This is a genomic window from Actinomadura sp. NBRC 104412 (assembly GCF_030269515.1).
Classification (GTDB): domain Bacteria; phylum Actinomycetota; class Actinomycetes; order Streptosporangiales; family Streptosporangiaceae; genus Spirillospora.
On the sequence record NZ_BSTM01000020.1, the window covers coordinates 77094 to 89235 of the forward strand.

Annotated in this window: 10 protein-coding genes and 1 tRNA gene; 8 read left to right on the forward strand and 3 right to left on the reverse strand. The window is 70.0% G+C overall.

The features are described 5' to 3' along the window. The first annotated feature begins 617 nt into the window (after window positions 1–617). Entirely contained in the window at window positions 618–971 is a 354-nt protein-coding gene (locus QSK21_RS23600; protein ID WP_285698970.1) for a hypothetical protein, read from the forward strand. A gap of 344 nt (window positions 972–1315) precedes the next feature. On the opposite strand, the gene QSK21_RS23605 is transcribed toward QSK21_RS23600, so the two are convergent. Next, window positions 1316–1398: transfer RNA gene (locus QSK21_RS23605), tRNA-Leu, on the reverse strand. 128 nt (window positions 1399–1526) lie between these two features. Between QSK21_RS23605 and QSK21_RS23610 the strand changes: the two genes are divergently transcribed. Genes QSK21_RS23610 through pknB form a run of 7 tightly spaced genes read left to right on the forward strand, consistent with a single transcriptional unit; the run spans window position 1527 to window position 10944 of the window. Further along, on the forward strand, window positions 1527–2279 hold the full coding sequence (locus QSK21_RS23610; RefSeq protein WP_285698971.1) for an FHA domain-containing protein: 753 nt from the start codon (window positions 1527–1529) through the stop codon (window positions 2277–2279). 11 nt (window positions 2280–2290) lie between these two features. Further along, the gene (locus tag QSK21_RS23615; RefSeq protein ID WP_285698972.1) at window positions 2291–2767 is read left to right on the forward strand and encodes an FHA domain-containing protein FhaB/FipA; all 477 of its coding nucleotides are present in this window, start codon (window positions 2291–2293) and stop codon (window positions 2765–2767) included. Beyond that, window positions 2764–4356 (forward strand): Stp1/IreP family PP2C-type Ser/Thr phosphatase, encoded by a 1593-nt coding sequence (locus QSK21_RS23620; RefSeq protein ID WP_285698973.1) that lies wholly within the window; start codon window positions 2764–2766, stop codon window positions 4354–4356. Before QSK21_RS23615 ends, QSK21_RS23620 begins: the two co-directional genes overlap by 4 nt. Further along, complete coding sequence (locus tag QSK21_RS23625; protein ID WP_395105181.1) at window positions 4357–5940, forward strand: FtsW/RodA/SpoVE family cell cycle protein; 1584 nt, start codon at window positions 4357–4359, stop codon at window positions 5938–5940. It abuts the gene before it with no gap. Window positions 5941–5997: 57 nt separating this feature from the next. Further along, on the forward strand, window positions 5998–7476 hold the full coding sequence (locus tag QSK21_RS23630; protein WP_285698974.1) for a peptidoglycan D,D-transpeptidase FtsI family protein: 1479 nt from the start codon (window positions 5998–6000) through the stop codon (window positions 7474–7476). Then, entirely contained in the window at window positions 7473–9113 is a 1641-nt protein-coding gene (locus tag QSK21_RS23635) for a protein kinase domain-containing protein (protein WP_285698976.1), read from the forward strand. The genes QSK21_RS23630 and QSK21_RS23635 overlap by 4 nt, the downstream gene beginning before the upstream one ends. A gap of 22 nt (window positions 9114–9135) precedes the next feature. Then, a complete protein-coding gene (gene pknB / locus QSK21_RS23640) occupies window positions 9136–10944 on the forward strand; it encodes a Stk1 family PASTA domain-containing Ser/Thr kinase (protein WP_285698979.1) in 1809 nt (602 codons plus the stop codon). Window positions 10945–11073: 129 nt separating this feature from the next. Here the strand turns inward: pknB and QSK21_RS23645 are convergent, their stop codons facing one another. Both QSK21_RS23645 and QSK21_RS23650 read right to left on the reverse strand, forming a co-directional pair. After that, window positions 11074–11289 carry a hypothetical protein gene (locus QSK21_RS23645; RefSeq protein WP_285698980.1) on the reverse strand — a complete coding sequence of 72 codons (216 nt, stop codon included), beginning with the start codon at window positions 11287–11289 and terminating at the stop codon, window positions 11074–11076. 78 nt (window positions 11290–11367) lie between these two features. Further along, complete coding sequence (locus QSK21_RS23650; protein WP_285698982.1) at window positions 11368–12006, reverse strand: class E sortase; 639 nt, start codon at window positions 12004–12006, stop codon at window positions 11368–11370. Window positions 12007–12142: the final 136 nt, after the last annotated feature.

Below are 12142 nucleotides of genomic sequence, written 5' to 3' on the forward strand. Positions count from 1 at the left end.
ATGACCTGTCACGCGTGATGCCCGTATGCGCGTGGCACCGACCCTGCACAGGCACGGGAAATGCTGCGAGGCGACCCGTGGTGACCCACGCCCAACCCGCCCCCGATTCGGGCTCGAGGAACGCCCCAACAACATGCGCGGCTTCGAAGCCAGGCTACCGAGTCGTACTCCGGCTGTTCCACGACATCTTGGCCAGCTGCCCATGCCACCGACCAGATCCTGGGGGCATCTCTCGCCCCCATCCGCCAGCGGCGCACCTGGGCACGTGGCACCTAGAGGAAAAGCGGAGTCACCGCCACCGACCCCGCCTGGTACACCTGCGACGGGGACCACCGCGATGCAGAGCTTCTCCCCGAAGCGACTGCCGGTTCCAAGAAGGGCGGTAAGGAGCGCAAAGCCAGGAAGGAACCCGGCCGGCTCCTGTTCGGGTACGACGCCACGCTCGCGGTGGCCCGTAACCCGCACCACGACTCTCAGCCTCGCCCCGACGGCAGCGCAGACCCTCAGGCTCTCCCCGCGACAACTGGCAGCTGCCCCTGCGTGCCCTGGGCTACCGCCCCGTCTACGACTACCGATCCGACCAGTACGGAATCCAGGCCACCGCACACGGCGCGATCATGGTCGAGGGAACCTGGTACTGCCCATCCATGCCGAACGGTCTGATCAACGCCACCGCGGACTTGATCGCTCCCAAAGACAGCCCGGACAAGATCGAGCGTGAGACCTGGACCAAGCGGATCGCTGCCCGCGAGCACTACCGGCTGCTGGCCAAAGGCAAGCCCGACGACGAAGGGAAGCTTCGACCTGGTCGTGTTCAGCCTGACGGTGTACACCATCTTCGGCGCGGACCCCCGCCAGTACGCTGCGGTGCTGGCCCGGTTGAACGCCCAGGACATCAGCGTACGCAACCTAGGCTGACGCGCATGGTGGGGGCAGTCCATGGGTCACCCACCGGCACCACGGTCACCTGACGCCCGACGTCTCAACCGGGTGCAGGCCCGGACAAGATCGACGCCGACGCGGCCACAGCCGGGGGGCAAGGGGGCGAAGCCCCCAAGCAGCGCCACAAGCCAACCCCCATGACCGGCATGGGTGGCCAGCCCACCCCCCAACAAGCGATGATGACCCCAAAGCAACAACATCAACCACGAGCCACCCGGGGGGGCAAGGGGGGCGAAGCCCCCCAATCCGGGGGGTGCGGGGGGCGGAGCCCCCCGCATCGGGGGTTCCAGGGGGTCGCCCCCCTGGGCAAACATGACGAAGGAGGACCCGGGGAAGCGGCGACAGCCGCGACCAGGGTCCTCCACCTCCGAAGTGGGCGAGGAGGGATTTGAACCCTCACGTCCTTGCGGACACACGGACCTGAACCGTGCGCGTCTGCCGTTCCGCCACCCGCCCGGGTGCGCGGCCCCTTCGCGGGGCGCTCGAAAAGGCTAGCACGGACGAGGGAGTGGTTAGGTAGCCAGATACTCCGAGCGAACCTTCGCACCGATACGATCGTCTACCAGTGGGGAAGGGAGGTGCCCGTGGGCGTCATTCAGCGCTTCGAGCGACGGCTCGAGGGCATGGTCGAAGGAGCCTTCGCCCGGGCCTTCAAGTCGGAGCTGCAGCCGGTCGAGGTGGCCAGTGCTGTGCAGCGCGAGATGGATGACCGGGCCGCGATCGTCGCGCAGGGCCGGACTCTGGTGCCGAACGATTTCGTCGTCGAGATCTCCCAGCAGGACGGGGAGCGGCTTCAGGTGTACGCCGACAGCCTGAGCCAGGAGCTGGCGAATCTGGCGCGGGAGTACGCGAAGGAGCAGGGGTACTCCTTTGTCGGGCCGGTACGCGTGCGTTTCGAGAATGCCGGGGATCTGGCCACGGGCATGTTCCGAATCCGGTCCGGCGTGATCCGGGGCTCGACGGTGGAGGGCGGGGAGATCCGTCGTCCGGTGAGCGATGTTCCGCAGAGCCGGGGCGGGGTGTTCGGGGGCAATCCGCGCCTTCTGGTGACGACGGCGGTGGAGGGCGGTGACGCCACCCAGCGCACTTATGAGATCAATACCCCGGTGACGTTGCTGGGCCGCGGGACGGACTGCGACCTGCGGCTTGTCGATCCAGGCGTATCGCGGCATCATGCCGAGATCCGCGTAGAAGGTCCCGAAATCGCTCTGGTCGATCTAGGGTCGACCAACGGCTCTTTCGTGAACGGCCAACCGATCCGCCGGGTTACCCTCGTCGACGGTTCGCGCGTCACGATGGGCCGGACGACACTGGTGTTCCGCCGCGATAGGGAGTAGCCCCGACTCCGATGTCCCCATTCACCCTCACGCTGATCAAGCTGGCGTTCCTCGCGGTGCTCTGGCTCTTCGTCATCGCGGCCGTCGGCGTGATCCGGGCCGACATGTTCGGTTCGAGGGCCGCCGGCCGGGCGGCCCAGCCTCGCCCCCCGAAGGCGGGCCGGCAGCCCAAGGCGCAGCGTTCGCCGCAGCGCAGCGTCCCGACCAAGCTGGTGGTGGTCCAGGGCGAACGCGCGGGCACCGTCATCGACCTCACCGGGGCCCCGATCACCGTGGGTCGGGCGAATGACTCCACGCTCGTGGTGACCGACGACTACGCTTCCAGCCGGCATGCCCGACTTTTCGCGCAGGACGGTCAGTGGATCGTGGAAGATCTCGGTTCGACCAACGGGACGTATCTGGGCCGCACGAAGGTGTCGAGGCCCATGCCGGTGCCGCCGGGGGTGCCGGTCCGTATCGGTAAGACCGTGATCGAGTTGCGCAAATGACTCTGGGAATCCGCTACGCGGCGCGCTCCGACGTCGGAATGCTGCGCGAGGGCAACGAGGACTCGGCGTACGCGGGGGCGCATCTGCTCGCGGTGGCCGACGGGATGGGCGGCCATGTGGGCGGCGAGATCGCCAGCGCCGCGGCGATCTCGGAGCTGCGCAAGCTGGACAAGGACCTGCCCGCGCCGGAGCTGCTGGCGGCGCTGGAGCACACGGTCAAGGCGGCGAACGAGAACCTGCACCGGATCGTGGAGTCGGATCCGGCGTTGCAGGGCATGGGCACGACGCTGACGGCGATGCTGTGGGCGGGCAACCAGGTCGCGCTGGTGCACATCGGGGACTCGCGCGCGTATCTGCTGCGCGACGGCAGTCTTTTCCAGATCACTCACGATCATACGCTGGTCCAGTCGCTGGTGGACGAGGGGCGTATCAGCCCGGACGAGGCGGCGTCCCATCCGCAGCGTTCGCTGCTGCTGCGGGCGCTGGACGGGCGCGGCGAGGTGGATCCCGACCTGTCGCTGCGCGAGGCGCAGATCGGCGACCGGTACCTGCTGTGCTCGGACGGGCTGTCCAGCGTGATCACCGCCGAGACGATCTTCCAGGTGCTGACGGATGTGGACGACCCGGAGCAGGCGGTCAGGCAGCTGATCGACCTGGCGAACCGGGGCGGCGGCCCGGACAACATCACGTGTGTGGTGGCGGACGTGGTGGAGCTGGGGCCGCATCCTCAGCAGCCGGTGCCGGGCACGGCGGTGGGGGCGGCGGCGAACACGCGGCCGCCGGAGCTGCCGGGCGTGCCGGGCGGCCCGGGCGGTCCGGGGCAGGGCGCCGCGGACACTCCCGCGTCGCGGGCGGCGCAGTTGCGCGACACCCGGCCGCAGCCTCCGGTGGCGGTGGACGAGATGCCGCCGCAGCAGGCCCCGATGCCGATGCCGATGCAGGACCCGCGGACGAGCCCGCCTCCGGCCGGTGCGATGGCGCAGCCGATGCCGCGCCGCGGCGGGGCGATGCGCCGGTGGGCGTGGCTGATGGGCGCGGCCGGCCTGGTGGTGGTCGGTGTCGTGGTGGTCGGCGTGGTGGTGGTGCAGAACCTGCGCAGCGGCTACTACGTGGGGCAGGAGGGCGGCCAGGTCGTCCTCTACCGGGGCACCCCGCAGGAGGTGCCGGTGATCAGCCTGAACAGCAAGGCCGCGGCCAAGGACCAGCCGAACCCGCCGATCATGGTGGCGGACCTGCCGGAGACGCAGCAGCAGGCGGTGCGGGACACCTACGCGGTGGACGGCCCGGCCGACCTGGAGCGGCTGCGCAGCCAGGTGTGCAGGCACGTGCTGGCGGAGGAACGGGGCAAGGTCGTCGTCCTGAAGGGCAAGGGCCAGCGGAACTGCCCGCAGACGAAGGTGAAGGAGAGCGGCATCCCGATCGCCGAGCTGCCCGACAGCGACCGTGCCGCGATCCAGCGTGGGCAGCGGTCGTTCGAGGGGCTCAAGGCGGCCGACGCCGAACTCAGCAGGCTCGACGGGCGTCGTAACGAGTGCAAGTCGAACCGCCCGTCGATAGCGGACTGCCCGGGCGGCGGGGGGCGATCGTAAGTGAACTCCATCGGGGACCGGATCAGGGCGCAGATGCCCTACCAGCGCCGCAACGCGGCCTCGCTGGTGCTGCTGATCTTCGCGATGATCCTGACGCTGTCGGCGTTCGCCGAGGTCGGCCTGGCCCGCGACGGCAGCATCCCCGGCGGGCTGTTCGGGTACGGGGGCGCGCTGGCGGTGCTGGCGCTGGCCGCGTATTTCGTGCAGGCGAAGTTCGCGCCGTTCGCCGATCCGCTGCTGCTGCCCTTGGCGGTGGCGCTGAACGGCATCGGGCTGGCGATGATCTACCGGCTCGACCTGGACACCAGCGCGGACAAGCGGACCGCGCTGCTGGAGGGCACCGCGGCCAAGGACGCGGCGGACGCCCCGTCCCAGTTGATGTGGACGTTCGTGGGCATCGCGATGTTCGTGGCGGCGGTGCTCATCATGCGGGACACCGAGAAGAGCGACGCGCCGCTGTCGTTCACGCCGAAGACCGCGCAGCGCTACACCTACCTGATCGGGCTGGGCGCGATCCTCCTGCTGCTGCTGCCGATCGTGCCGGGCATCGGGCAGACCATCAACGGCGCCCGCGTGTGGATCAACGTGGCCGGGTTCTCGGTGCAGCCGGGCGAGTTCGCCAAGCTCATGCTGGTGGTGTTCTTCGCCGGCTATCTGGTGAACAAGCGCCAGGCGATGTCGCTGATCGGCAAGAAGATCGGGCCGCTGAGCCTGCCGCGCGCCCGTGACCTCGGCCCGATCGTGGTCATCTGGATCTTCTGCCTGGGCGTCCTGTTCGTCCAGAAGGACCTGGGAACGGCGCTGCTGTACTTTGGCCTGTTCGTGTCGATGCTGTACATCGCCACGCAGCGGGTCTCGTGGGTGCTGATCGGCGTGGGGCTGCTGGCGATCGGCATCTTCATCGCCACGCTGCTGCCGTTCATGGGGCACGTGAACCAGCGGATCGACATCTGGCAGAACCCCAAGCCGTACTTCGACGGCGGCTGCCTGATGGAGGACGGCCGGGTCATCCCGGTCAACCCCGACACCGACATCTACAAGCAGGAGCAGGCCCAGGGCAGCGGGGCGCCGGGCCTTTCCGCGTGCGCGAAGCTGGGCGGGGAGTACTCCGACAGCGCGCAGCTCATGAAGGGTCTGTACGCGCTCGGCCAGGGAGGGGTGCTCGGCACCGGCCTCGGCCAGGGCGAGCCGTGGAAGACGCCGCTGTCGTTCAGTGACTTCATCTTCGACTCGCTGGGCGAGGAGCTGGGGCTCACCGGGCTGATGGCGCTGCTGCTGGTCTACGCGTTGATCGTGCAGCGCGGCATGAAGACGGCGCTGGCGGCGCGGGACCCGTTCCTGAAGTTGTTCGCCGGTGGTGTGTCGTTCGTGCTGGCGCTCCAGGTGTTCGTCATCGTCGGAGGTGTCACCAAGCTGATCCCCCTCACCGGTCTGACGACGCCGTTCCTGTCCCAGGGCGGTTCCTCTCTCATGGCCAACTGGATCCTGATCGCGATCCTGGTGCGGATGAGCCACGACGCGCGCAAGCCGGCGCCGCAGGCCATCCAGGATGAGGGCATGACCCAGATCGTGAGCGTGAGGTGACCTTGTCGTGAACCGCGCCTTCCTGTACTCGTCCTACGCCGAGGGGGGCGAGGCGTCATGAACATGGACAAGCCGCTGCGGCGGGTCGCGATCTTCGGGTTGCTGCTGTTCTTCGGGTTGATGGCGCAGATCAACTATGTGCAGGGCAGCCAGGCCGAGGCCCTGCGCACCGACGACAAGAACGCCCGGCAGTACGCGGACGTGTTCAACAACCCGCGCGGGCAGATCATCGCGGGCGGCCAGGTGCTGGTGACGTCCAAGCCGACCGGTAAGGACAACCCGAAGTACGGGCGCGAGTACACGCAGGGGCCGATCTTCTCCCCGGCGACCGGGTTCTTCAACGGCGGCGCGTCCAAGGTCGAGATGGCCTACAACTCGCTGCTGGGCGGCAAGGACAAGCGGATCACGCAGCAGCGCTGGTTCGACACGTTCATCGGCAAGCCGGCCGAGGGCGCGAACGTGGAGCTGACGATCATTCCTGAGGCGCAGCGGGTGGCCTACAACCGGCTGAAGAACAGCACGACCCGCCGGGCGGGCGCCGCGGTGATCGACATCAAGACGGGCGCGATCGTGGTGCTGGCGTCGTACCCCTCGTTCGACCCGAACGAGGTGGCGCCGCAGACCGGGCTGAAGGGCGGCCGGCGGCTGGAGCAGCTCGAGAACAACCCGGGCGTGATCAAGCCGCTGATCGACAACGCGATGAGCCAGACGTTCCCGCCGGGGTCGTCGTTCAAGACGGTGACGGCGGCGCTGGCGATGGAGCAGATGGGACTGAGCGCCTCCAGCACCGTCCCGACCGGCCAGCTGATCCTGCCGGAGTCGGGGCGGCCGCTGCCGAACTCCCACGACACCGGTAACTGCGCGGGCAGCGCGCCGCTGCGGGGCGCGTACGCCGAGTCCTGCAACACCACCTTCGGCAAGCTGGCGCTGGACATGGGCATCCAGCGGCTGAACCAGGGGGCCAGCAAGTTCGGGTTCAACCGGGATGTGGAGATCGAGCCGGACCTGTTCGCGGCGCAGAGCGACGTGCCGGTGTCGATCCGCAACCCGGAGACCGGCGAGACCATCCCGACGGGCAAGGACGGGACGGCCCGTTCGGGCATCGGGCAGGAGAACGTGCGGGCCACGCCGCTGCAGATGGCGATGGTGGCGTCCGCGGTCGCCAACGGGGGCACGATCATGAAGCCGTACCTGGTGGAGCGTGTGCGCGCCAAGGACCAGAGCGAGCTGTACAAGGTCGACCCCAAGGAGTACAGCACTCCGATCAAGGAGGACACGGCCGAGCAGCTTCAGGACATGATGCGCGCCGTGGTCTCCGAGGGCACCGGACGCAACCTTCAGGGGTTCAACATCGCGGGCAAGACCGGCACCGCCGAGCAGGACGGCCCCAACCCGAACTCGCGCTGGTTCGTGGGGTTCGCGCCGAGCGACGAGCCGCGGTACGCGTTCGCCGTCGTCACCGAGGGTGAGGGCGACGGTGGTCCCAACGCGGGCCCGGTGGCCGGGGCGATCATGAATGCGGTGTTGCGCAAGTGAGTCCTGGCCTCGTCCTTGACGACCGGTACCGGCTGGTGGAGCGGCTGGCCATCGGGGGGATGGGCGAGGTCTGGAGGGCCGCCGACGACGCGCTGGACCGGGATGTCGCGGTGAAGCTGCTGCGCAGGGACCTGATGTCGGACGAGGTGGCGCGGCGGCGGTTCCGGTCGGAGGCGCTGTTCGCCGCGTCGCTGCGGCATCCGGGGATCGCGCAGGTGTACGACGCGGGGGTGGGGCACGGCCGGGCGTACCTGGTGATGGAGCTGGTGGCGGGGGAGCCGCTGGCCGAGATCATCGACCGGGAGGGCGCGCTGCCCGCGGACGCGGTGCTGGACCTGGTCGAGCAGTCGGCGCGGGCGCTGGGGGTGGCGCACGACGCCGGGATCGTGCATCGGGACGTCAAGCCCGCCAACCTGATGGTGACGGGTGAGGGCGCCGTCAAGGTCACCGACTTCGGGATCGCGCGCCGGGTGGCGGGGGCCTCGCAGACGCAGACCGGCATGGTGATGGGGACGGCGTACTACCTGTCGCCCGAGCAGGCGTCGGGGCAGGATGTCACCACGGCGTCGGACCTGTACTCCCTCGGGGTGGTGGCGTACGAGTGCCTGACGGGCCGTGTCCCGTTCGACGCTGACACGGCGTTCGCGGTGGCGCTGATGCACGTCCGGGACCTTCCGCCGGAGCTGCCGGGGCGGATCCCGGGGCCGGTGCGCGACCTGGTGAAAGATCTGCTGGCGAAGGATCCCGCGTGGCGTCCGGCGGACGCGGGCGAGACCGCCGACCGTGCCCTGGCCATCCGTGGCTCCCGGGGCGTGACGGGTCCGGGGCTGCGGCGCTGGGCGCGTAAACCGGGGCACGGCGGGACGGCTCGGAGGCCGGCGGGACCGGCGGTGGCGCCGCCCGCGGCGGGCCGGTCTCCGGGGGGCCTCCCGGTGCGGCGGGGTCCGGCCCGGTCTCACGGCCTGGACGATCCGTGGCCTGTGCGTGCCGGACGCCCGGGGATGGGTAGGGCCGTGCCCTCCACGGCGGCCGTGCCCTCCGCGGCGGCCGTGCCCTCCACGACGGCGGGGGTTTCCGCGTACCGTCCGGGCAGGTGGGGACGGGCCGGACGGGACACCGGCGATTTGTACGGATTTGACGAGGACCGTGAAGCGGATAGCCTCACCAGCGCGGAGACGACGGGGCGGCGGCGCACGGCGCTGACCTATGCCTCGGTCGCGGCGGGTGCACTGTTGCTCGGCGTCGTCGTGGTCGGCACAATGTGGCGTGGTCTCGGTGACTCCGAGCCCGACCGGGAGAACCGGGAGCGGCTCCCGGCCGTACAACCGGGTGAGGGAGACCCGGTGCGGCGGAGCCCCGCCGGCCCGGCGACCCGGTCGCATGAACGTCGTGGACGGGAGGCCCCGCCCGTGCCGGACCGCCCGCTCCGTCCGACAACGCCCCGCCGTCTTCGCGCGTCCCCTTCACACAAGCCAACCAGCAAACCGCCAAGGGCGACTCCCAGCGCCCCTGATCCGACACCGGCAGCGCCGGGGGGCAGCACGACCCCGGCGCCCCCGGGCCCAGGCCCCGCACCTTCCCAAAGCGGGCCCGCTTTTTCCGAAGGCGGGACCTGGGTTTCCGGGGACAAGGTGTAGAGGTACGAGGGAAAGTAACCATATGAGCCAACCTCGGCTGCTCGGCGGCCGCTACGAGCTCGATTCCGTCATCGGGCGCGGCGGCATGGCCGAGGTCTACCGTGCCAGAGACCTGCGCCTCGACCGCGTGGTCGCCGTCAAGACCCTGCGCTCGGACCTGGCCCGTGACCCCACGTTCCAGGCCCGGTTCCGGCGGGAGGCGCAGTCGGCGGCCTCGCTCAACCATCCCTCGGTCATCGCCGTGTACGACACCGGCGAGGACGCCATCGGCGACACCCAGATCCCCTACATCGTGATGGAGTACGTCGACGGCAGCACGCTGCGCGACCTGCTCCGGGAGAACCGGGCGCTGCTGCCGGAGAAGGCGCTGGAGATCACCGACGGGATCCTGCGGGCGCTGGACTACAGCCATCGCGGCGGCATCGTGCACCGCGACATCAAGCCGGCCAACGTGATGCTGACCCGTAACCACGAGGTCAAGGTCATGGACTTCGGCATCGCCCGTGCCATGGCCGACTCGGCGGCGACGATGACACAGACCGCGCAGGTGATCGGGACCGCGCAGTACCTGTCGCCCGAGCAGGCCAGGGGCGAGCGGGTCGACACCCGCAGCGACATCTACTCCACCGGCTGCGTGCTGTACGAGCTGCTGACCGGGCGACCGCCGTTCACCGGCGACTCGCCGGTGGCGATCGCCTACCAGCACGTCCGGGAGGAGCCGGTGCCGCCGTCCCAGGTGGACCCGGAGATCCCGCAGTGGGCGGACGCGATCGTCCTGAAGGCGATGGCGAAGAACGCCGACCACCGGTACCAGACCGCGATGGAGTTCCGGCAGGAGATCCAGCGGGCGCTCCAGGGCCAGCCGGTGTCGTCCACCGCGGCCTCGACGATGGTGATGGGTGGCGCCCCGGCGGCGCAGGGCACCCGCGTGATGGGGGCCTATCCGGGCGGCGGCCCGCCCGGCGCCACGCGCGTGCAGCGGCCACCGGGCACCGACTACGGCCTGCCGCCCGTCCAGTACGACGACCGGCGGCCGCAGGGGGACGGCGCCGGCCGCAAGGCCGCGCTGTGGGTGGCCCTCGCCGTACTGATCATCGGCGGTGCCGGGCTGATCGGCTGGGCGGTCAGCCGCGGGTCCGGCTCCGGTGACGTCACCGTGCCCGCCTCGATCGTGAACGCCTCGCAGTCCGACGCCCGTACCGAGCTGGCCAAACTGGGCCTTGAGGTGGGCAAGGTCAGCGAGACCTGGAACGACGAGGTCAAGGAGGACCACGTCATCAGCACCGACCCCGCTCCCGGCGCCACCGTCGAGAAGGGGACGGCCATCAACCTGGTGATCTCGAAGGGCAAGAAGCCGCCGCCGCAGGTGGAGGTGCCCGACGTGGCCGGCAAGCCCTATGTCGAGGCCAAGTCGGAGCTGGAGGCCAGGGGCTTCGAGGTCAGGCGGGAGACCGAGACCAACGACACGGTCCCGCGCAACACCGTCATCCGGTCCGATCCCGGGGCGGGTCAGAAGGTGGCGAAGAACTCCAAGGTCACCCTGTACGTGTCGGCGGGGCCGAGCAACATCAAGGTGCCCAACCTGTTCAACACCAGCCGGCGGTCGGCGTGCAGCCAGTTGGAGAACCTCGGGTTGCGCTGCCGTGTGGTGACCGAGCCCGCGCCGCCGGACAAGCAGGTCGCTCCGGGGCAGGTGTTCCAGCACGAGCCGGGACCGGACGCGACCGTCGCGCCGGGCGACACGATCACCATTCATGTGGCCACGCGTCCGTCGCCGACGCCGACGCAGCCGGGCCCGACCTTCCCGTTCCCCACGCCGGGCAACGGCTGAGGCCGTACCGGACCCCGGACAGCCGAGAGGGCTTCCGCCACTCGGGGGCAATGGCGGAAGCCCTCATCATGGACTTCGGATCATGGGCCGAAGGTGTTACGTGTTCCACCGGAAATTTTTCCGGCGGGGTCAGCCACCGGGAATCGTGGGGCGCTGCCCTGGGCTTTGGGCCGGGGAGCTTGGCGTGCCGTTCTGGACGACGCCGTGGTCGAACCTGATCCGCTCCTCCAGCCAGGGGAAGAACGCGTACCACAGGACGAGGAACGCCACCAGGATCAGGCCGGCCGCGAGCGCGGTCTTGGCGGGCCGGCGGCCTGGTAGGCGGCGCCAGATCCAGGCGTACATCGCGCTCTCCTCTCCGTGCCTATCGGCATGTCTACCAGCATGTCCACCAGCGGGTTCGGCTGTGGGTCTCCCGGCTGCTCAGCGTCCGGTGGCGGGGGTGGCGACGCGGGGCAGCTCGGCGACCTGACGACCGAAGATGATCATTCTCCGGGCGGCGGAGTACTTGGGATGGCAGGTGGTCAGGGTGATCAGCTTCTGGGTGGGGCGGGCGCCGGGACGCATCGGCACGGGCGCGGTGACCTCGACCGCGGAGGGCCGGACGATCCGGCGGTCGGTGACCTCGTAGACGTACTGCCTGGAGCGCGTGTCGATCAGGATCCTGTCGCCCTTGCGCAGCTCGCCGGCGCGGTTGAAGGGCGCCGAGTAGGTCGTGCGGTGGCCGGAGACGACGAAGTTGCCGACCTGGCCGGGCAGCGCGCTGCCGGGGTAGTGGCCGGGTCCCTTGCGCAGGTCGTCCTGATCGACGCCCTCGACGATGACGAAGCGCCAGCCGGAGCCGAAGCGGGGGATGCGGATCATCGCCAGGCCCTTGCCGAGCCGCACCCGCTCGTGCGTGACCTGGGTGGCCTTCCACGAGTCGAGGAGGTCGCGGCCGAGCCGGTCCTGCTGCTCCCGGGTGTAGCGGCCGGTGCCCCAGAGTTCGTACGTGGCGAACAGCAGGACGATGATCCCGGCGGTGATGCACAGTTCGCCGAGGCCACGGATGATCAGCCGCAACGCGCGTCCCTCACTTCGCCACCCTCGCTGTCCGGCCTTCCGGGTCCGGCTTCCCGCGTCCCTTCCCGTGTCCGCTTTCAGCGCGCCCACGGGCTGGGAGGATGCTTCGCCGCGCCGGACACCGTACGCTGCTCAC

What these genes read in the sequence shown, in the direction of transcription:
- QSK21_RS23600 (WP_285698970.1), top strand. Translation starts at nt 618, where the DNA reads ATGGTCGAGGGAACCTGGTACTGCCCATCCATGCCGAACGGTCTGATC.
- QSK21_RS23615 (WP_285698972.1), top strand. Translation starts at nt 2,291, where the DNA reads ATGTCCCCATTCACCCTCACGCTGATCAAGCTGGCGTTCCTCGCGGTG.
- QSK21_RS23620 (WP_285698973.1), top strand. Translation starts at nt 2,764, where the DNA reads ATGACTCTGGGAATCCGCTACGCGGCGCGCTCCGACGTCGGAATGCTG.
- QSK21_RS23630 (WP_285698974.1), top strand. Translation starts at nt 5,998, where the DNA reads ATGAACATGGACAAGCCGCTGCGGCGGGTCGCGATCTTCGGGTTGCTG.
- pknB (WP_285698979.1), top strand. Translation starts at nt 9,136, where the DNA reads ATGAGCCAACCTCGGCTGCTCGGCGGCCGCTACGAGCTCGATTCCGTC.
- QSK21_RS23645 (WP_285698980.1), bottom strand. Translation starts at nt 11,289, where the DNA reads ATGTACGCCTGGATCTGGCGCCGCCTACCAGGCCGCCGGCCCGCCAAG.